The sequence below is a fragment of the Streptomyces sp. NBC_00083 genome (assembly GCF_026343295.1).
In the GTDB taxonomy this organism is placed as follows: Bacteria; Actinomycetota; Actinomycetes; order Streptomycetales; family Streptomycetaceae; genus Streptomyces.
Window position 1 is genome coordinate 3,014,823 of sequence record NZ_JAPELY010000001.1, and the last position, 20,694, is coordinate 3,035,516.

At 72.8% G+C, this 20,694-nt stretch carries 17 protein-coding genes and 1 pseudogene; 11 read left to right on the top strand and 7 right to left on the bottom strand.

The window, feature by feature from the left end; all coding sequences use genetic code 11:
- Nucleotides 1–26: 26 nt before the first annotated feature.
- From OOJ98_RS13395 to OOJ98_RS13425, 7 genes are all read left to right on the top strand, one after another.
- Nucleotides 27–1,919: a phospholipase C gene (locus OOJ98_RS13395; protein ID WP_267054880.1), complete on the top strand. Its 1,893-nt coding sequence runs from the start codon at nt 27–29 to the stop codon at nt 1,917–1,919.
- A gap of 170 nt (nt 1,920–2,089) precedes the next feature.
- Nucleotides 2,090–3,004, top strand: a complete 915-nt coding sequence (locus OOJ98_RS13400) for a glycoside hydrolase family 25 protein (protein ID WP_267054881.1) — start codon at nt 2,090–2,092, stop codon at nt 3,002–3,004.
- Between the two features lie 157 nt (nt 3,005–3,161).
- Nucleotides 3,162–4,712, top strand: coding sequence for an APC family permease (locus tag OOJ98_RS13405; RefSeq protein WP_267055631.1), 1,551 nt, complete (start codon nt 3,162–3,164; stop codon nt 4,710–4,712).
- Between the two features lie 263 nt (nt 4,713–4,975).
- Nucleotides 4,976–7,063: a hypothetical protein gene (locus tag OOJ98_RS13410; protein WP_267054882.1), complete on the top strand. Its 2,088-nt coding sequence runs from the start codon at nt 4,976–4,978 to the stop codon at nt 7,061–7,063.
- Between the two features lie 55 nt (nt 7,064–7,118).
- Nucleotides 7,119–8,774: an ABC transporter substrate-binding protein gene (locus OOJ98_RS13415; protein WP_267054883.1), complete on the top strand. Its 1,656-nt coding sequence runs from the start codon at nt 7,119–7,121 to the stop codon at nt 8,772–8,774.
- 153 nt (nt 8,775–8,927) lie between these two features.
- A complete protein-coding gene (locus OOJ98_RS13420; RefSeq protein WP_267054884.1) occupies nt 8,928–9,413 on the top strand; it encodes an Asp23/Gls24 family envelope stress response protein in 486 nt (161 codons plus the stop codon).
- Nucleotides 9,414–9,446: 33 nt separating this feature from the next.
- Nucleotides 9,447–9,776: a YkvA family protein gene (locus OOJ98_RS13425; protein WP_267054885.1), complete on the top strand. Its 330-nt coding sequence runs from the start codon at nt 9,447–9,449 to the stop codon at nt 9,774–9,776.
- Here OOJ98_RS13425 and OOJ98_RS13430 read toward each other — a convergent pair.
- Entirely contained in the window at nt 9,733–11,151 is a 1,419-nt protein-coding gene (locus OOJ98_RS13430) for a pyridoxal-phosphate dependent enzyme (protein ID WP_267054886.1), read from the bottom strand. The genes OOJ98_RS13425 and OOJ98_RS13430 overlap by 44 nt on opposite strands.
- Nucleotides 11,152–11,271: 120 nt before the next feature.
- Between OOJ98_RS13430 and OOJ98_RS13435 the strand changes: the two genes are divergently transcribed.
- Entirely contained in the window at nt 11,272–12,258 is a 987-nt protein-coding gene (locus tag OOJ98_RS13435) for a trans-aconitate 2-methyltransferase (protein ID WP_267054887.1), read from the top strand.
- A gap of 111 nt (nt 12,259–12,369) precedes the next feature.
- On the opposite strand, the gene OOJ98_RS13440 is transcribed toward OOJ98_RS13435, so the two are convergent.
- Both OOJ98_RS13440 and OOJ98_RS13445 read right to left on the bottom strand, forming a co-directional pair.
- Complete coding sequence (locus OOJ98_RS13440; RefSeq protein WP_267054888.1) at nt 12,370–12,507, bottom strand: hypothetical protein; 138 nt, start codon at nt 12,505–12,507, stop codon at nt 12,370–12,372.
- A 101-nt stretch (nt 12,508–12,608) separates the two neighbouring features.
- Nucleotides 12,609–14,135 carry an amidase gene (locus tag OOJ98_RS13445; RefSeq protein WP_267054889.1) on the bottom strand — a complete coding sequence of 509 codons (1,527 nt, stop codon included), beginning with the start codon at nt 14,133–14,135 and terminating at the stop codon, nt 12,609–12,611.
- Between the two features lie 227 nt (nt 14,136–14,362).
- On the opposite strand from OOJ98_RS13445, the gene OOJ98_RS13450 reads away from it, so the two are divergent.
- Complete coding sequence (locus OOJ98_RS13450) at nt 14,363–15,622, top strand: MFS transporter (protein WP_267054890.1); 1,260 nt, start codon at nt 14,363–14,365, stop codon at nt 15,620–15,622.
- 48 nt (nt 15,623–15,670) lie between these two features.
- On the opposite strand, the pseudogene OOJ98_RS13455 reads toward OOJ98_RS13450, so the two are convergent.
- From OOJ98_RS13455 to OOJ98_RS13470, 4 genes and pseudogenes are all read right to left on the bottom strand, one after another.
- Nucleotides 15,671–16,097: pseudogene (locus OOJ98_RS13455) on the bottom strand (alpha/beta fold hydrolase).
- A 117-nt stretch (nt 16,098–16,214) separates the two neighbouring features.
- Complete coding sequence (locus tag OOJ98_RS13460; protein WP_267054891.1) at nt 16,215–16,640, bottom strand: tautomerase family protein; 426 nt, start codon at nt 16,638–16,640, stop codon at nt 16,215–16,217.
- 133 nt (nt 16,641–16,773) lie between these two features.
- Nucleotides 16,774–17,628, bottom strand: a complete 855-nt coding sequence (locus OOJ98_RS13465; protein WP_267054892.1) for an ABC transporter permease — start codon at nt 17,626–17,628, stop codon at nt 16,774–16,776.
- Complete coding sequence (locus tag OOJ98_RS13470) at nt 17,625–18,581, bottom strand: ATP-binding cassette domain-containing protein (RefSeq protein WP_267054893.1); 957 nt, start codon at nt 18,579–18,581, stop codon at nt 17,625–17,627. The genes OOJ98_RS13465 and OOJ98_RS13470 overlap by 4 nt, the downstream gene beginning before the upstream one ends.
- A 171-nt stretch (nt 18,582–18,752) precedes the next feature.
- Between OOJ98_RS13470 and OOJ98_RS13475 the strand changes: the two genes are divergently transcribed.
- Together OOJ98_RS13475 and OOJ98_RS13480 are read left to right on the top strand one after the other, a co-directional pair.
- A complete protein-coding gene (locus OOJ98_RS13475; RefSeq protein WP_267054894.1) occupies nt 18,753–19,934 on the top strand; it encodes a sensor histidine kinase in 1,182 nt (393 codons plus the stop codon).
- Entirely contained in the window at nt 19,931–20,596 is a 666-nt protein-coding gene (locus OOJ98_RS13480) for a response regulator transcription factor (protein ID WP_267054895.1), read from the top strand. Before OOJ98_RS13475 ends, OOJ98_RS13480 begins: the two co-directional genes overlap by 4 nt.
- Nucleotides 20,597–20,694 lie beyond the last annotated feature (98 nt).

Below are 20,694 nucleotides of genomic sequence, written 5' to 3' on the forward strand. Positions count from 1 at the left end.
CGGCCGGCAGTGGAGGCACGGGGAGCATGGGAACCAAAGGCAGCGCGGTGGGCAGCGGGCGCAGGGCAAGACGCTGGGGAGCCTTCGCCGGAGCGGCGGCGCTCGGCCTGCTGAGCGGCACGGGCCCGGCCGTCGCGGACGCGGCGGGCCATCCCGGGCAGACGGCCACACCCGTCAAGCACCTGGTGGTGATCTTCCAGGAGAACGTGTCCTTCGACCACTACTTCGGCGCCTACCCGGTGGCCGCCAACACCGACGGCACGCCGTTCACGGCGGACAAGCACACGCCGAAGGACATCAACACCCTGCGCAACGCCGGGCTCCTGACGGAGAACCCCAACCAGTACCTGCCCAAGCGGCTCACCCCCGAACAGGCCCTGACCTGCGACCAGAACCACAGCTACGGGCCCGAGCAGTACGCCGCCAACGGCGGCAGGGCCGACCAGTACGTGCAGAACACCGACTCCGGCAAGTGCTCCGGCAACCTGTTCGGCGAGCCCGGCCTGGTCATGGACTACTACGACGGCAACACCGTCACCGCGATGTGGAACTACGCCCAGCACTACTCGCTCGGCGACAACTCCTTCAGCACCACCTACGGCCCCTCCACACCGGGTGCGGTCAACCTCGTCTCCGCGCAGACCCACGGGATCATCTCCGTCGACCCCGCCTCGGGCACCGAGCACCCCCGGCAGACCAGGACGCCCGATCCGTACGCGGTCACCTCACCCGACGCCCACGGGGTCGGCACCCTCACCAACGACCCGGACCCGGCCTACGACGACTGCTCCGGCAAGGACCACACCAGCAAGGACGCCCTCGGCGCCATGCAGGGCCGCAACATCGGCGACCTGCTCAACCGGCGCAAGGTCTCCTGGGGCTGGTTCCAGGGCGGCTTCAGGCCCAGCACCCCCTGGAACGGCGAGCAGGGCACGTACGCGAAGTGCTCGGGCACCACCCACACCAACGTGGGCGGCGCGGCGGCGGTGGACTACAGCCCCCACCACGCCCCCTTCCAGTACTACGCGTCGACCGCCAACCCGCACCACCTGCCGCCGCGGAACGTCGCGGAGATCGGCCACAGCGGGCAGGCCAACCACAACTACGACCTCACCGACTTCGACGCCGCGCTCACGGCGGGCAGCCTGCCCTCGGTGAGCTTCCTGAAGGCGGCCCAGTTCCAGGACGGCCACGCCTCGTACTCCGACCCCATCGACGAGCAGCACTTCGTCGTCGACCAGATCAACAGGATCCAGCAGTCGCCGCAGTGGAAGGACACCGCGGTCGTCATCGCCTACGACGACTCCGACGGCTGGTACGACCACGCGTACGCCAAGCCGCAGAACGGCTCGAAGGACACGAAGCCCGGCTCCAGCGGCAAGGCCGCGGACAGTCCGGCCTGCCAGGCGGGCCCCGCCGCGGCCGGCGGCTACTCCGACCGGTGCGGCCCCGGCACCCGCCAGCCGCTCCTCGTCATCTCGCCCTACAGCAAGGTCAACTCGGTCGACCACACCCGGACCGAGCAGGCCTCCATCACCCGCTTCATCGAGGACAACTGGGGCACCGGACGGCTCGGCGACGCCTCGTTCGACGCCCGCGCCAACCCGCTGACCGCGGCCTTCGACTTCAAGCACCCCAACGGCAAGCAGGTCCTGCTCAACGCGGACGGCTCGGTGAAGTCCGTCAAGGCCATCCCCGAGCACCCCGCGCCGCCCGCGGGCGGCTCCGGCCCGGCCGCCACCACCGGCGGCTCCGGCAACCACCCGACGACCCAGAACGCCGGTGAATCCCTCGCCGAGTCCGGCTCGTCCGCGGCCCTCCTGCCGGCCGGCATCACCGCCGCGGCGCTCGCGATGGGCGGCGCGGGCATCGCCCTCACCGTGCACCGCCGCAGGAACCGCACCACCACCATCCGGTAACACCCGTAACGCCGCTGGACACAGGGCCGCCGACCGCGCGTCGGCGGCCCTGTGCGCAGGTCACGAGAAAGCCACCTCCGCGACACGCCGCCGTGGGAGTCGGGCCGCCCCAACGCGGGCAAGCAACAGAGAGGAAGAGGTGGTTCCGGCCCGCTCGCGGAAGGCGTCTGATGGGGATCTACGGGCAGGACTGGGCTTCGTACCAGTCATCGACACCGAATACGAGCGGCCTGTCCTTCGCCTTCGTCAAGGTCACCGAAGGACTCTCGTACATCAATCCGCGCTGGGCCGCCCAGCGCGACCACGCCAAGGCCGACGGGCTGGTGTGGGGCGGCTACCACTACCCCAACATGGGCAACAGCCCCCAGGCCGAGGCCGACTACTTCATCGCCCAGGTCGACTGGCAGCCGGGCGACGTCGTCATCCTCGACTGGGAGGGATACGACCCGGCCAACTCGGGCGTACCCAAATCCACCCAACGCGCCTACAAGGACGTCTGGTTGCGGCACACCAAGAGCCGCCTGCCGCACAACCCCGTCGGGATGTACGCCAACCTCGACTACTGGCGCAACGTCGACCAGGACGGCTACTACGCCGACTTCCTGTGGATCGCCACCGCCGGCCGCGCCGCCGGTGACCCCGGCATCCAGGCGCCCTGGATGTTCCACCAGTACGGCGAGTCCGGCGACCTCGACCGCGACTACTGCCCCCTGGCCGGCACGGCCGAACTGCGCGACTGGACACTCTCGTTCCAGCCCTCACCGCCCGAGGAGACCGACATGCCCCAATGGATCACCGGCCACGTCGACCCGGGCGGCCAGCCCACCGTCGTGCTGCTGCCGCACGGCACCGCGTGGAACGCCTACAACCGCAGGCTGCACCTCGGCATGGACCAGATCACCGACGCCCCGGCGACCGGCTCGGTCCGCGTCGCCATCCACGACGGACACATGTGGCGCGACATCGAGGACGTCCAGCTCGCGTCCGCGATCGGCTCCGTCGACGTGAACCTCACCCGCAACGACGTGAAGCTGAGCCTGCGGACCGACACGGCGGGTGTCAGCTTCGCCGTCGAAACCTGGTAGGACTCGGCCGCCCTCCTCGCGGACACCTGACGCGGGGCATGACACGCTGAGCACTCAGGTGTCCTGGAGTCATGCAAGGAGGCGGGTGCGCGTGCGGCCGACGCAGCCGGGGGAGGAGACCCCCGTGGAGCTGACGGTCCTGGGCGAGGAGCGCAGGCTGCGCAAGGAGCTCGGGTTCTGGAGCCTGACCGCGATCGGGTTCTCCAACATCCTCGGCTCCGGCTGGCTGTTCGCCGCCATGTTCGCCGCGCAGACCGCGGGCCCCGCCGTACTGCTCTCCTGGATCGGCGCCGGGGTGCTGTGCGCCCTGGTGGCCCTCGTCATGGTGGAGCTCGGAGCGACCCGCCCGGAAGGCGGCGGCACCGTGCGGTGGCCGCTGTACGCCAGCGGGCGCCTGGTGGGCACCGTCATCGGCTGGTCCGTGCTGCTCTCCGTCGGCGGCACCGCGGCCGAGATCAGCGCGATCATGCAGTACGCCGCGCACTACCTGCCCGGACTCTACGACAACGGCCGGCTCACCGGCTCCGGACTGGCCGTCGCCACCGGCCTGAGCGTGCTCCTGACCGCGCTCAACTGGTTCGCGGTGCGCGCCTTCGCGCGCCTCAACAACCTGGTGTCGCTGTTCAAGGTCCTCATCCCGGTCCTCACCGTCGTCGCCCTGTTCCTCTCCGGCACCCACTCCGGCCGCCTCACCGACCACGGCGGCTTCGCCCCGTACGGTTACGCCGCCTGTCTGACCGCGCTCGCCGGCGGCGGAATCGTCTACTCCGTCAATGGGTTCCAGGCGCCCCTCGACTTCTCCGGCGAGGCCCGCAACCCGCGCCGCACCGTGCCGCTCGCCGTCCTGACCGGCATCGGCCTCGCGGTCCTGGTCTACCTCGGCCTCCAACTCGCCTTCCTCTTCACCGTCCCCGACTCCCTGCTCGGCCACGGCTGGCACGGCGTCAACTTCGACTCGCCCTTCGGCCAGCTCGCCCTCGTGCTCAACCTGCACTGGCTCGCCACCCTGCTGTACGCGGACGCGGTGGTCTCACCCGGCGGCTCGGCCTACGTCGGCGTCGCCATCGACGCCAGGCACACCTACGCCCTGGCCAAGAACGGCCTGTTGCCGCGCTTCTTCATGCGGATCGACCCCCGCTCCGGCACGGCACGCCGCGCGCTCCTGCTCAACCTCGTCGTGATCGTCCTGTTCATGCTGCCGTTCGGCGGCTGGCAGGACATCGTCAGCGTGATGGGCGACATGTACCTGCTCGTGTACGCCGCCTCGGCGGTGGCCGTCGCCGCGTTCCGCGCCCACGCCAAGGAGCGCGGGCTTCCGCCGGCGGACGGGCAGGTGCCCGGGGTGCACTGGATCGCGCCCGTCAGCTTCGTCGTGGCCAGCGAGTTCATCTACTGGTCGGGCTGGCACCACCTGCGGCTCGCCCTGCCCCTCGTCCTCGCCGGCGTCCCGCTCTACCTGATGCTGCGCCGCGACGCCGACGGCCGCCCGCCGCGCGAGGAGCTGCGCAACGGCGCCTGGCTCGTCTTCCATCTGGCCGCCCTCACCCTGCTGTCCTGGCTCGGCACCTTCGGCGGCTCGGGAGACCTGCCGACGCCGTACGACTCCGTGGCGGTGGGCGTCGTCGCGCTCGCCGTGTTCGCCTGGGCGGTCCGCTCGGGCCGGACCCATCTGCGCACGGCCCCGGTCACATCCCTGGCCACCGAGTGAACCGGGCCGCCCGTCGCACCAACTGCCCCGTGGACCAGCGGAGTTGAAGCCACCGGTTGCACGGGACGCGCCCTAAACCCCCGCAACTGCCCCACCCGGGACCATCCATGGGACCGATGTGGGGGAACACCCGTCGCAACGCGTCCCTGAGGTGTTACCTTCCGTGTCAATCGATGCGGGAGGTGCGCGTCGGTTCCGGGGGGCGGTGAGCGCGGGTGGGGGATCTTGACGCGGCAGCGGGAGCGGACGCTTTCCTGCGGCACATGTTGTGGCGGTACCCGGGGCAGCGGCAGCCGATCGTGGCGCTGCTCGGGCCCCGGCAGTCGGGCAAGTCCGATCTGCTGAAGGCGGTGTCGCGGGCGTGCGGTTCGACGGTGGTCCACGCCGCCCTCGACTTCGAGGCCAAACCGGTCGACCCGGTCTCGGCCGCCGCGCTGGCCGCCTTCGAGATGATGCGCGGCTGGGACAACCTGCGCCAGCCCCCGGTCTTCCACCGCTTCGGCCTCGGGCTGCTCGCCCTCAACGAGAACCTGGACCCCGACCGCGGGCGCGCCGCCGACCAGATCCGCGAACTCATCAAGCAGTACACCAGCAACACTCGCGGCGGCCGGGCCGCCCGGCAGCTCGAGGTCGCCGCGGCCGCCACCCTGGACGTCGCCCAGGGAGCGCTGAGCCCGCTCGTGTCGGGCCCCGCGCGCGAAGTGGTCACCACCGTCCGCGAGCGGGCCAAGCCCGTCATCGGATCCCTGCTGCAGAGCGCCGCGCGCTGGGGCGTACGGGACGCGCTGCGCTGGCACAACACGGTTCCCGAAGCCGAGTCCGCCCGCTCCATCGACGCCCTGATCAGGCTGAGCTCCACCTCCCGGTCGGCCGCGGTGGGCCCGCTGATGGCGGCCTTCCTCGCCGACGTCAAGGACCAGGCCGAGCGGCATCCTCCGCTGCGCTCCGCGTGCTCGTGCCTGCTGCCCGCCGGCGGCGCCCGGCGTGACCGGCACGACCACGCCTGGGTGCTCCTGACCGACGGCGCGCAGACCCCGGCCGGACGCCGCTTCCTGACCGAACTGGCCGCCGCCAGGGCCCGCAACCAGCAGGCCGACATGGACGGTTCGGGCGCCGCCGACCCGCTCCTCGTCCTGTCCGCGTGCGGGCAGTGGCAGTCGGAATGGACGACCTGGTGGTGCGAGCCGTGGCGCGCCACGCCGCTGACCGCGACGCCCCAGCGCCGGGTGCCGTTGCTCTCCCGGGCGACGCGTTCCCTGTGGGCGCGCGACAACGACGCCGCCGTCGGCGTGGAGCGCGGGCCCGTGGCCGCCTGGTGGTACCCCGTGTGGCTCGACCCGATGACCGAGGACCAGGTCGGCGACGCGATGGACCGCTCCGATCCGTCACCCGCCCGGCCGCTGCCCGCGTCCGTCGTCCACCGGCTCACCGGCGGCCACCGCGGCGCGGTCTCCGCCGTCCTCGACGAATCCCTCGGCGCGCAGCCCGCACCGCACGGCGCGGGGCCGGCGCTCTCCCTGCTCACCCCGGTCGACGAGGACGGCACGCCCCTGTGGGTCCGGGCCCTGGACACCGGCCTGCCCGAAGGGCTTCCGGTGCCCGGCGCCGCGTGGAGCACCGCCCCCGCGGTGGTGCTCGCCGCGGCCTACCTCGCCGATGTGCGCACCGCCCACGACCCGCGACTCCCCGCCGCCTCCACGGAACTCCCGCGCAGCCTCGAACTCCTGCGCCGTCACCTGTGGGTGAGCACCTTCACCCACCGGCCCTCGCGCATCCGCGGGATCGGCTGGGGCGACGACGCGGACGGCCCCGCCACCCTGCACCCCTGGCTCGCCCGCTCCGTCCTGACCGCGCTCAACGCCGCCCGCCCGGCCCGCCCCGACGAGGTGAACCCCTGGCACGAGGTGTTCGCGGGCCAGGAGCTGGCGCTGGCCGCGCTGCCCGCCCCCGGCGGCGAGGCCGCGGCCGTCGAACGACGGCTCTTCCACGACCTGGCGCTCGGCCGCTTCACACCGGTCGCCGCGGCCCTGGCCGACCGCTTCGACGAGGACCACCGCGCCTGGATCCGCCTGCTCGACTACCTGTCGTCCGCTCCCTGCCGGCTGCTGTACAAGCGCTCGCCCCACGAGGCGTACGCCCTGCTGCTCGACGGGGTCGAGGACGGCGGGCAGACGGTCCTCGCGGTGGCGACCGCGAAGCTCCTCGCCCTGCTGTGGCTCTACAACGACCCGCTGACCGAGCACACCCGGCGCTGGGACGGCGAGATACAGGAATGCTTCACGCGCCTCGCGCACAACTCCCGTCTGCTGGACGTCAGTCCGCTCCAGCAGGCGGCGGCCGCCTTCGCCTAGCCCCGCGGCGGACGCTGCGCAGCCGCGTCCGCCGACCGCACCGCAAGGAGTCTCCATGCCACCCGCTGTAGGCAACCCCCGCTTCGGCCGGCTGCGCCGTCACCGGACCCTGTCGGTCCTCGCGGCGCTCGTGATCCTGACCGGCGTCGTCTTCGGTGGCCGCTGGGCCTACGGCCGGCTCTTCCCGCCCTCGCTGACCTGCGGCGCCGGCATGACCGCCACGGGCACACCGCTCGCCTGCGTCGGGGTGAACATCGACAGCGCGCCGTTCACCGACCACGAACCCGACCGCATGCGGGAGTTGGAGAACGCGGTCGGGACGGCCAACGGCCAGGTGAAGGGCGACTACACCAGCATCGTCCTGATGCTCGACCTCTCGCCCGTGTCCGATGTGGACACCCTCACCTACGGCTCGCTCTACCCCAACATCGAGGGGGCCCTCGCTGCGGTCTGGCGGGCCAACAACACCGCCGCCTACGGCAGTACGCCCGCCATCAAGCTGTACCTCGCCAACATGGGCAGCCAGTACGGCGGTTGGGCGGTGACCGTGGACAAGCTGAAGGAGAAGGCCAACGCCGAGCACATCTCCGCTGTCGTCGGGCTCGGCCAGAGCACCGATCAGACCCGGCGCGCCGCGGCGGCGATCTCCTCGCAGCTGCACATACCCGTCGTCGGCTCCACGGTGACCGGCGACTCGATGAACATCGACCCCGCCGACCCCGCCGGCAAGAAGCAGATCGCCGACCTCTTCCGGGTCTCTCCGACCAACTCCGACTCGGTGGTCGCCGCGACCCAGTACGCGTCGGGCCTCAAGCCGGCGGTGACCTCGCTCGCCGTCGTCGCGGACAGCGTCACCGGCGACGACTACACGCAGACCCTCGCGGCGGCGGCCAAGACCCGCTTCCAGGCGGCGAACCGGACCGTGACGGTGCTCCCGTACACCTCGCCCGGCGACCTCACGGCCGGGTCGGGCCGCCAGGACTACCTGGTGCAGCAGTTCAACCTGATGCACGCCAACCTGTGCCAGGCCGCACCGTCGGTGGTCTACTTCGCGGGCCGGGGCCACGACCTCGGCGCGTTCGTCGAGAACTGGGTGCAGGGCGCCCCGTGCGGCATCGCCCAGCTGCACATCCTCGCCGGCGACGACGCGTCGGAGAGCATCCACGACAAGGGGGTGCTCAACGGCATAGCGTCGGGCCGGGTCACCGTCGCGTACACCGCGCTGGCCAGCCCCGACGAGTGGGGCACCCAGTGTCCCGGGTCCGACGCCAAGCACAACTACGACCAGTTCTGGGCCGCCTTCACCGGCCGCCCCGACCCGTGCACCGGGCAGCCCCTGACCGCGGACAAGGATGTGCCGACGCTCTCCTTCGACCCGGTGGACCTGGCCAGCGGCCAGGCGATGCTGACCCACGACGCGGCCGTGGCGGCGATCAGCGCGGGCCGGCGTGACGCCGCCGGACTGCGCAACCCCGGCCTGCAGACCGGCATCCTGCACCAGTTCTACTGCGCGCAGATGCTGCCGGGGGCCAGCGGCTGGCTGTCGTTCGGCAGCGACGGCACCCCGGCGGGCAAGCCCACCCCGGTGGTCCAGCTCGGCGCGGACGGGACGACCAAGACGATCGCCCTGACCTGGCCCGACGGCACCCCCAACCTCAGCCTGCCGCAGCGCGGCGGCAAGGGGGCACCGGGCTGCCCGAACGGCGGCTGAGGCCCGCGTCGGCGAGCCGGGTCGCGGCGCGGGCGGGCCGTTCTCCCCGGACAGGTGCGCCCGCGGCCGCATGTTCCGCCGCGGGCACGGTACCCGCAGGGGGAGGAGGCGGCCGTCCGGCCGCCGGAGCACCCCCGGAGGAGGTGGCTTCGCATGACGGAGCCGATGGCCCAGGCCGTGCGCACACCCGGCACGGACGAGTTCCGCACGCCTGCGGACAGCACGACCCTGGAGCCCGCGCGGAGCGGACCGGGAGGTGCGCCCGCGACCCGGGGCCGTACCACCATCGCCGGCGGCGTCGTGGAGAAGATCGCGGCGCTCGCGGCCCGCGAGGTGCCCGGCGTCAACGCCATGGGCAGCGGCCTCGCCCGTACGCTCGGCGCGATCCGGCCGGGCCGCGCCTCCGTCACGCGGGGCGTCAAGGTCGAGGTCGGCGAGCGGCAGACCGCCATCGACCTGGAGATCGTCGTCGAGTACGGCGTGAGCATCACCGAGGTCGCCGCCGAGATCAGGCTCCATGTCATCGCGGCGGTGGAGCGCATGACGGAGCTGGAGGTCGTCGAGGTCAACATCGCCGTCAGCGACGTCCACCTGCCGGACCGGAGCGAGCCGGAGCTGCCCGAGAGCCGGCTTCAGTAGCATCGCCGCCACAGCGCCAAGGAAGGCGGCTCGATGAGCACCGAAATGACAGTGGTCCTGATCCTCGTGGGCCTCGCGCTCCTGGCGGCCGCCGTGGTGGCGGTCGTCCTGACGGCACGGCTGGTCCGCGCCCGCAAGATCCTTCAGGACGCCGGGATCCCCCTGACCCACAAGGCCGCCTTCTGGGGCGCCCTCGCCTACGTCATCAGCCCGGTCGACCTCCTCCCCGACCCGATCTACCTGGACGACATCGGTGTGCTGCTGCTCGCGCTGCGCGCCCTGCACATGGCCGCCGCCGCGCCGCGGGGGGTGCGGGAACTCAGCGGGGAGTGGACAGAGCGGTCCGCAGGGCGGACGAAGTGATCAGGGCCTGGGCGCAGCCGTCGGCGAGGACGACCGCGGTGTCGTGGGGGTGCCGGGCCAGCCGGCCGGCGGCGTCCTCGGCGGGTTCGCCGTGGCCGAAGGTGAGCAGCGGCGCTTCGAGGTGGTCCGCGACCTGGTCCGACGGGTCCGCCGTGCCGTTGCGGAGCGCGGATTCGAGGGCCGCGAGGGTCACCGATCCGGTGAGTTCGGGGGCCATGGGGCGCCGGTCGGGGCCCGTGGGGCAGGGTCCGGCCGGCAGGACCGGGTCCGCACCACCGTCGCGCACCCTGGCGCGGAGCGCCGCGAGCGCGTCGCCCACGGTGGTACGGGAGTTGAGGTAGGGCAGCGGTGACGCGAGGCTGTCCCCGGTGACCGCGTCGGCGACCCGGACGGCGCCCGCGTCGCCGTCGAGGAACCCGAGGCCCAGCATCCACGCGTCGTTGAAGTACTTCGACAGGTACTGCCGTCCGGAGTCGGGCAGGATCACCACCACGACGGCGTCGGCCCCGGCGCCGGCCGCCACCCGATGGGCTGCGGCCAGTGCCGTGCCGGAGGAACCGCCCACCAACAGGCCCTGGGTGCGCGCGAGTTGGCGCAGGGTGTGGAGGGCTTCGCGGTCGGCCACGGGTACGACGCGGTCGACGACGTCGGGGTGGTAGGACGTGGGCCACACGTCCTCGGCGGTGTCGGGGTGCAGGAAGTGTCCGGCCGCCTCGATGAAGTAGGGCCGGCCGTCGCCTCCCGCGTAGAGGGAGGACGCAGGGTCCGCGCCGATCACCTGGAGGGTGCCGTCGCCGGCCTCCTTGAGGTAGCGCCCGGCGCCGCTGATCGTGCCGCCGGTCCCGATGCAGGACACCAGATGGGTGACGCGCCCCTGGGTCTGGCGCCAGATCTCCGGGCCTGTGGTGAGGTAGTGGGCCTCGGGGTTGGCGGGGTTGTCGTACTGGTTGGCGAGCCAGGCGCCCGGTGTCGTCTCGGCGAGACGGGCCGCGAACCGCATCGGATGGTCGGGGTGCTCGCGCGGCCGGTTGCTCGGTTTGACCACGACCTCGGCGCCGAAGGCCCGCAGGGTGTCCACCTTCTCCTTGCTGACACGGTCCGACACGACCAGCACGGTCCGGTACCCCTTCTCGGCCGCCACCAGCGCGAGCCCGACGCCGGTGTTGCCGGAGGTCGCCTCGACGACGGTTCCGCCGGGTCCGAGCAGCCCGTCCTTCTCGGCCCGCTCGATCATGCTCCGGCCGATCCGGTCCTTGGCGCTGCCGCCGACGCTCAGGTACTCCAGCTTCGCGTAGAGGGCGGCGGCGCCGGCGGTGCGGATCCGGACCAGCGGAGTGCCGCCGATGAGGTCGAGCGCAGACTCGTATACGTCCATCACGGCACCCTAGCCAAGAGCCCCGCGGCGCGGACGCACTCCACGAGGACCCCCGCGACGCCGTCCCGGAAACAGCAACGATGTTTGCCGTCGCCGCCCGACGGGCGCAGGCTCCTCCACATGAGCGCACACAACGACTCCGCGGACGGCCCGGCACACCGCAACGGCCACGGCAAGGGCCACGGGCACGGCAATGGGCAGGGACACGGCAATGGGCAGGGACACGGTCACCATCACGGTGACCTGGACTGGGAGGCCATGGCCGCGCACCTGGTGACCAGCGGTGAACTCCAGCTGCCGGTCCTGCGGGAGACGGCCGTACGCCTGGGAGGGCTCTTCACCCCCGGCGCGAAGGTCCGACGCGTCCTCGACATCGGGAGCGGCCCGGGTGTCATGACGGGTGTCCTGGCGGAGGCGTTCACGGACGCCGAGGTGATCGCCGTGGACGGCGCGCCCGCGCTGCTCGACCACACCCTGGCCCGCGCCGGGAAGCTCGGCTTCGGCGCACGGGTCTCGGTCCGCCACGCCGAACTGCCCGACGGCCTCGCAGGCGACGGGAACGGGGAGGGCGGCCTCGGCCCGGCCGATCTCGTCTGGAGCAGCAAGGCGGTGCACCATCTCGGTGACCAGCAGGGCGCGTTGGACGCACTGGCCGGGGTGCTCGGTCCGGGCGGCGTGCTCGCGGTGGCGGAGGGCGGCCTCCCCATGCGCTGGCTGCCGCGCGACATCGGGATCGGGCGGCCCGGACTCCAGGCGCGGCTCGACGCCGCCCAGGAGGACTGGTTCGAGATCATGCGCACCGAGCTGCCGGGCGCCGCCGCGGTGGTCGAGGACTGGCCCGCGATGCTGCGCCGCGCCGGGCTCACCCGGACCGGCAGCTTCACCCTCCTCCTCGACCTGCCGGCGCCCCTCGACGGGCCGGCCCGCGCGTTCCTGCACACCCAGCTGACGCGGCTGCGCGAAACGATGAGCGAGTCGCTCGACGCCGAGGACCGCTCCACCCTCGACGTCCTGCTCGACCCCGACGCGCCGGAGGGGATCATGCGCAGGCCCGACGCGTTCCTGCTCACCGCCACCACCGTGCACACGGGCATCCGCCCGGCCTGATCGGCCGGTTGAGCCCGGACACCGCGCCGTCGCACGGCCGCCGAACCCCCGGTGGCCGTGCGACGGCGCGCCGGCGACCGGCCCCGCGGCCGTACGGGCGCGCCTCCGCGGCTACTGCCCGGCGTGCCCCATGGCCGGCGGCCGCTCGCGGTGCAGGGTGCCCGGCGGGATGCGGTGTTCGACGACCGGTGTGCCGAACAGGGAGCGCTGGAAGCCGAGTCGGCCGCCGAGGTCGAAGCCGCCGTACACGGCCCAGGACGCGGCCGCCGACGCCGTGCCGTGACCGGACGCGGTCGCCCCGGTGTCGGCGTCGCCGCGCAGAGAGGGGGCGAAGTCCGCGGTGACTTCGCCTATGAGTGCGAGGGGCCGCGTGGGGTGGGTGCCGTGCGCTCCCAGGGGTGCAGGTGCTCGAACTCGGCCACCAGGTCGAGGAGTTGATGCTCCGACCCCGGCCGCCCCACCAGCTGGACCGAGCCGGGAAGCCCCGTCGGCAGCGACCCGAAGGGCAGGGCGAGAGCGGGCCGCCCGGAGAGGTTCCAGGGCGGCGTCATCGGTGAGCACGCGGTGTTCATCAAGATATTGGCCAGCCAGCCGCGCTCGTGCCAGGCGTCCGCCGCCGCGCCGCGGCGGGCGAGCGCCGGGGTGAGGAGCACGTCGTAGGTGTCGAAGAACGGCCCGAGCCGTCGGTTCAGGGCCGCGTTGTGGTCCGACCGCAGCAGGCCGAGCCGTCCGGCCAGCCGGCCGATCGCGGCGTGGCGCCGGGTGCGCGGCGCGAGCAGCCGGGGGTCCAGACCCTCGGCGTCCTGCGCGGTGCCGCCGGCCCAGCGGGCCAGCACGACGGTGCTGAACGAGAGCGGGTAGGGCGGATGCGCGACGGCGACGTGGTGGCCCGCCCGGGACAGCGCCCTGGCCGCCTCGCGGGCGAGCGCCGCGTACTTCGGGCCCACCCGCACGCCCGTGATGGGGCTGCGCGTCGAGAACGCGATCCTGAGCCGGGGGGCGGGCTCCGGCCGGGACGTCCATGCGGCCCCCGCGAGGGCGGCGCCCCGGAGCCCGCCCTGGTGCGCCACCTCCCGGGCGGCCTCGTCCAGGGCTACTGCGCCCAGCGCCAACTCATCGTCCTGGAGCGGGACTTGGGACGCCGGCTCCTCAGTCGTCGGGCCCTGGGTCCTCACGCCCCGGGCCGGCTCCCCGGCGAGTACCGCGAACATCAGCCGCGCGTCCGCCGCCGTCGTCGCGAGCGGGCCGTTCTCCGACATCCCGTACCAGCCGCCGCCGAGGTCGCGCGGGACCCGGCCCGTGCCCGGCTTGAGCCCGATCAGACCGCAGTGCGCCGCGGGGATGCGCAGCGAGCCCATGCCGTCGCTGCCGAGCGCCAGCGGCACGAAGCCCGCCGCCACGGCGGCCGCGCTCCCTCCGGACGAGCCGCCCGCCGTCCGCGCCGGGTCCCACGGGTTGCGTGCGATGCCGTGCACACCGTCGGTCGTGCCGAAGACGCACAGTTCCGGTACGTGCGTGAGCCCCACCACCACCGCACCCGCCGCACGCAGCCTGGCCACCAGGACATGGTCCTGCGCGGCCGGCGCGGCGGAGGTCGCAGCCGAGCCGTTGCGGGTGCTCTCGCCGCGCACCGCCACGTTGTCCTTGACCGCCACGGGCACCCCCGCGAGCGGCAGCTCCGCGAGGTCGGCCCGTGCACCGACCTCGTCGGCCTCCTCCAGGGCCGCGGCGGCACGCACCACCCGGAACGCGCCGATGCGGCCGTCCTGTCCGGCGATCCTGGCCAGATGGTCGCCGACCACCTCCCGCGGCGTGACCTCCTTGCGGCGCACCGCCTCCGCTATCTCGACGGCGGTCCGGCCTGCCCATGCGGTCACGGTGGCTCCTCGGTATCGGTCGGCGCGCGAAGGTGATCGTCGCGAAGGCTGAGGAGGCCACTGTGGAGGGCGGGCAGCGGCTCTGTCGATACCCCGGCTCCGGCCCGGCCGCCCGTCGCGCAACGCTTGGTTGTGGGGTACGGCGCGGTGGTTGTTTGACCCGGGGGCCGGCCGGGCGATTGGATCACGCCGGTCGGTGCGGGGCGGTCCCGCGGCAGGGTGAAGGGATGTACGGCGTGGGCGGGCGGTCGCTGGGGCGGGAGTTCGGGTGGCTGTGGGCCGCGTGCGGGGTCAGCACGGTCGGCACGATGCTGGCCTTCGACGCGTTCCCGATGATCGCGATCGTCGTCCTGCACGCCGGTCCGGCCGCGGTGTCCGCGCTCGCCGCCGCCGGGCTCGCGGCAGGTGCGGTCATCGCGGTGCCGCTCGGCCCCTGGGTGGAGTTCCGGCGCAAACGGCCGGTGATGATCGCCACCGATCTGATCCGGTTCGCGGCGGTGATCAGCGTTCCCGCCGCGTTCGCGCTCGGCCGGCTCGGCTTCGCCCAGCTCGTCGTCGTGTCGGTCGTCGTCTGCGCGGCCGACATCGCCTTCCGCGCGGCGAGCGGCGCCTGCCTCAAAGCGGTCGTACCGCCGGAGGGCCTGCTCACCGCCAACGGCCGGTTCGAGTCCACCGCGTGGACCGCCACCATGGTCGGCCCGCCGCTCGGCGGCCTCGCCATCGCGCTGTTCGGGCCGGTCACCACCGTGACGGCCGACGCGGTCAGTTACCTTCTCTCGGCGCTCGGGATCCGCGCGATCGGCCGTGAGGAGTCGGCGCCGCCCGCGCGTCCCCACCCGCGCACCACCTTCCGGCGCGATGACCTCCTCGAAGGGTGGCGGCACATCCTGGGGCATCCGACGCTGCGCCCGCTGTTCTTCAACACGGTCCTCGTCAACGGCCTGATCATGGCGACCGTCCCGCCGCTCGCCTCGCTCATGCTCGGCCCCCTGGGGTTCGCGCTGTGGCAGTACGGTCTGGCGTTCGGCGCGCCCTGCATCGGCGGCCTGATCGGCGCCCGGCTCTCCCGCCGGCTCGTCGCGCGCCACGGACAGCACCGGGTCATGATGGCCACCGGGGTGCTGCGCGCGTGCTGGGTACTGGGTCTCGTGCTGGTCCGCCCGGGAGTCGTCGGCCTCGTGCTCGTGGCCACCGTCGAACTCGGCCTCATCACCTCCTGCGGCATCTTCAACCCGGTGTTCTCCACCTACCGGCTCGAACAGACCGGCACGGACCGGGTCGCCCGCACCCTGTCCGCGTGGACGGTCACCGGCAAGGCGGCCACCGCCGCGATGACCGGCCTGTGGGGTGCGCTGGCCGGCCTCGCAGGACCGCGCGCCGCGATCGCCACGGCCGGAGTGCTCATGCTGGCCACGCCGCTCCTGCTGCCGCGGCACGCCCGCGTACCGCGGCAGCAGGAGCGGGAGACGGCGCCGAGCGGCGTCTGACCACCGGTCCCGGGCGCCGTCCCCGGCAGCCGGGCAGGGGGTCCGGCATCAGCCGGCGCCGACGAACTCCCGCAGGTCCGCGTTGAGTTGCTCGGCGTGCGTCACGTACAGGCCGTGACCTCCGTTCTCGTACACCCTGAACGTGCTGCCGGGGATGAGGGCGGCGGCACGGCGTCCGGTGAGGGCGATGGGCGCCGAGGCATCCTGATCGCCGTGGATGGTCGAGCAGCGCCCCGAGGTCGTCGGCGAGCGTGTCGAGGCCGTAACCGCCCCAGACGTCCTGCGACTTGCCGTGCCCCCGGCGGTCGAGTCCCACGCAGCGGTACCCCTCCGAGGCGAGCGGCAGCATCTGGAACTCCCACATCTCGGTGCCGAAGTAGGCGCTGTTGACGAAGACGAGGGTGGTTCCGTCGGCCGGTCCGTAGTCGATGAAGTGGAGCCGGGTTCCGTCGGTGGGTGTCGTGAAGTACGGCATGGGAGCCTCCCCGTCGTGGTGACCGGCCGCTGTCGCGCGGCGTGGCCACACTGTGTCCCGGGGCGGGGGCGGAGCGCGATTACGTCCGGGGTAATGGGGTCGGCGGCGGTGGTTCGCTCAGCCGCCACCACCCGTCGCGGGGGCGGCGCCCTCGCCGGGGGAGGGGCAGTACTGCGCCTCCCCGTTGCCGAGCGACCAGTCGACGGACTGGTTCTCGTAGAGCGAGATGAACATGTTGTGCGGCTCGGTACCGGCGTACGCCTCGGCGAGTTCGGCGGCGCGACGGTAGAGCGCCCGCTTCTGGTCGGGCGTCCGCCCGGCGCGCAGGGTGATCGTCACGAAGACGATGCCGTCGTCGCGTCGGATCCCCAGGTAGGTGCCGTGGCGCAGGCTGCCGCCGGCCCCGTCGTGCCCCACCAGGACCTGGAACCGGTCGTCCTGCGGAATGCCGATCGTCTCGACGAGCGCGTCGTGGACGGCGCGGCCGAGCGCGTCCAGACGATCGGGGTCGGCGCCGAGCGCGTCGATGCGGACGAACGGCATGGCGGGGCTCCTTGCGGCGGGGAACAGGGGGCGGCTGTGGGCGAAGCCACTGTACATACTAGTAGGTACAGCGGAAAGGGGCCCCGCGTGCACGGCGTCCCCCGGGGGTACAGGGGCGAGAGGCGCGCCGCGATCACACGTCGCGGTGCCGCACGACGACCACGGCGAGCACAACGGCGATCAGGGGCCAGAGCGCGTACACGGCCCACGAGTCGGGGACGGTGGCGCTGTAGGCAAGCGAATGGGGATCCGGCGCCCAGTTCTGGACCAGGCGCTTCCATGCCGTGACCGGCATCGCGTGGCTCACGGCGGCCGACCAGCGTGCGCTCTGCGAGAAGATCGGCGGCAGCATCACCAAGGTGAAGGCGCTGGTGACCATGGTGGTGGCGCTGTGCCTGATCAGAGCCCCGAGGCCGAGGCCGACCAGTGCGCACACCGGGGCCAGCAGGGCGGAGGCCACCAGCGCCCGGAGCACTCCGGGGTGGGTGAGCGGAACTCCGGCCCGTTGCCCGCTCAGAATGGCTTGGGAGACCAGGAAGCAACCGGTCGAGACGACCGTGCCGACTGCGGTCCACAGCGCGGCGGTCACGACCGCCTTGGCCAGTACCACCGCACCACGGGCGGGGACGGCGACGGTGGTGGTGCGCATCAGGCCGCTGCTGTACTCGCTCACGACGGTGAGGGCGCCGACGCTGCCGGCGACGAGCATCAGCGTCAGGTAACCGGCCGCGGGAAACGCGTCGAACACGAGGAATCCCTGATCGGTCCTCGCCGCCGGGCTCATCGTCCGAAGGGTGTCGACTTCGGCCATGGCCGCCACGGCGGCGGATCCGATGACGAACAGGGCAGTGAGCGCGAGTGTCCACGGGGTCGAGCGCAGCGACCGCATCTTGATCCACTCGGCGGTGAGCAGGTCGCGGAAGCGCGCGGGCGGCTCGGTGACGGGTGCGGACGAGGTGGCCGCGGGCACGGAGGCGACTGTGGTCATCGGGGCTGTCCTGCCTGGTATTCGACGCTGTCGGTGGTGAGTTCCATGAACGCCTCCTCCAGGGAGGCGGTCCGGGTGGTCAACTCGTCGACCTGGATCCCGTTCTCGAAGGCGAGCGCTCCGACACGGTCCGCCGCCAGCCCGGTCACGGTGAGCTTCTCGGCGCCCGGTGAGCCCTCGGGCTCGACCGAGGCTCCCGCGGTGGCCAGCACCGCTGCCAGCTCGGCGGCCCGCGGGGTGCCCACCACGACGCTGGAACGGGCGCTGCGGGCCGCGAACTCCCGTACCGACTCGGCGGCGATGAGGCGGCCCCGGCCGATGACGACGAGCTGGTCGGCGGTGTTCTCCATCTCCGACATGAGGTGGCTGGAGAGGAAGACCGTGCGGCCTTCGGCCGCGAGGCGCCGGAAGAGGCGGCGCATCCAGAGCACACCCTCGGGGTCCATGCCGTTGACGGGTTCGTCGAACATCAGCACCGGCGGGTCACCGAGCAGCGCGGTGGCGATGCCGAGGCGCTGTTTCATTCCCAGCGAGAAGCCGCCGATGCGGCGGGCAGCGGCCTCGGCCAGACCCACCTCGTGCAGGACTTCGTCCACCCGGCGCGGGGAGATCCCGTTGCTGTGGGCCAAGGCGGACAGGTGGGCCGCGGCGGTGCGTCCTGCGTGGACCTGGCCCGCGTCGAGCAGCGCACCGACGTGCCGCAGGCCGCGCGGATGGCTGCGGAAGGGGACGCCGTTGACGGTGGCGGCGCCGCCGGTGGGCGCGTCCAGGCCCAGGATCATCCGCAAAGTGGTGGTCTTGCCGGCTCCGTTGGGGCCGAGGAATCCGGTGACCTGACCCGGTCGCACGGTGAAGGAGAGGCGGTCGACGGCGGTCTTGCCGCCATAGCGCTTGGTGAGTTCGTTGACTTCGATCACGTGGACCACAGTGCCGGGACGGTCGCGTCCGGTCATGGGGCCGTGGGTGGCAATCGTGCGGTCGCCTTCACCCGTGGGCGTACGTCCTCGGGTGGATCCCGCAGCGACGGCGGCTGGATAGTCTCGCTGGATGGATGCCCTACCGACCGCTTTCCTCCTCGTATGCGTCGCACAGCGCGGCCTTCCTCCGGAGAGGCCCCACCAGCGATGACAAGAACGAAGACCACGGCCTGGGCGGGAGGTCTCCTGTATCTCCTCGCCGTGGGTCTGCTCGTGGGAGGTGCACCGCGGGCCTCGGGCACCGTCCACGGATTCGGAGCACTGCTCGCGGCGGGTCTGCTCGTCGGTGTGCTGCGGCGCAGGCCGGTCCTGGCGCTGTTTCTCGCGCTCCTCGGGGCCACCTCCGTGGTGGTGGGAGTCCCGGGCGCCGCTGCCGGAGTGAGCCTGTCGGCCGCGTACCAGGGCCAGTTCCTGTCGTATCTGGCGGCGGACCTCGTCCTGGGTGTCATCGTCGCCACCTGCGCGCGGCGGGCCTCGATCGTTGCCGGCGCCGGATCCTGCATCGTCCAGCTCCTGGTCATCGGCGGCTTTTCGCATGGGGACAATCTGACCGTCAACGTCGTGATCGCCCTCCTCGCGACGGCCGCGGCCTGCGCGGGCGGGCTGTTGAGCCGCGAGCGTCGCGAGCACACGGTGGCACTGCGCTCGCAGGAGGTGGCCGAGGCCGTCGTCGCCGAAAGGCTGCGGATCGCACGGGAGTTGCACGACATGGTCGCGCACAGCATCGGCATCATCGCCATCCAGGCCGGGGCGGCGAGCCAGGTCATCCGGACCCGGCCCGTGGAGGCGGGTGAGGCACTGCGGGCCATCGAGGTCACCAGCAGGGAGACCCTGGCGGGCCTTCGCCGCACGTTGGTGGCACTCCGTCAGGCAGACCCGGGATCGGCGGCCTCGAAGAACCCGGCCGCCCTCGCGCCGTCGCCGGGCCTGACGGACATCGACCGGCTGGCGGCGGCCACGGCCGACGCGGGGGTACACGTGGATGTGCGCCGCAAGGGGCAGGAGCGCCCCCTGCCCGCCGACATCGACCTGTCCGCCTTCCGTATCGTTCAGGAGGCGCTGACCAACGTGGTCCGCCACGCGGGCACCGGAAAGTGTCGGGTGCTCATCGAGTACGGGAGCGAGGAACTGTCCTTGGAGATCGTCGACGACGGGCACGGTGCCACCGAGAACGGACCGGCCCACGGCTTCGGTCTCGTGGGCATGCGGGAGCGGGTCGCCCTGCTGCACGGCGACCTCAGCGCCGGGACGCGCCCCGAAGGAGGCTTCCGGGTGACGGCCCGGCTGCCGCTGCCCGACCTCGCCGGAGTTCGGGTGGAGGCCGGATGACCGCCGCACCTGTACGTGTCGTACTCGCCGACGACCAGCCTCTGGTGCGGTCCGGCCTGCGCCTGGTCATGGCCGACCACCCCGATCTGGAGGTCGTCGGTGAAGCCGCGACGGGCGCCGAGGCGGTCCGACTGGTCAGGGACACCGGCCCCGACGTCGTGGTGATGGACATCCGGATGCCCGGCATGGACGGGATCGAGGCGACCCGCCTGATCACCGCCGCTCCCACCGCGACGCGTGTTCTCGTCCTGACCACGTTCGACGAGGACGACTACGTCTACGGGGCGCTGCGGGCCGGAGCCAGCGGCTTCGTGGTGAAGGACATGGCGCTGAACGACATCCTCGCGGCGATCCGGGTGGTCGCCGCCGGCGATGCGCTGATCGCGCCGGCGGTGACGCGACGGCTGATCGCCGACTTCGCCGGGCGTCCCCCGCTGCGCTCCGCACGTGACGTCGAGGGGATCGTCACCGAGAGGGAACGGGAAGTCCTGACCCTCATCGGGCGCGGCCGGACGAACACCGAGATCGCGGAGGACCTCTTCATCACGGTGGCCACCGCCAAGTCGCACGTGTCACGCCTGCTCACCAAATTGGGCGCCCGGGACCGCGTTCAGCTCGTGATCACCGCTTATGAGGCGGGGCTCGTCACGCTGCCCGGCTGAGCCGGCACCACGGCACCGGCCCGGTCCGGAGCCGAGGTGCCCGCTGTCTCTCACCGCGGGGTCCACAACGGCGGCGAGAGGGATGCAGTCGGCGCCCG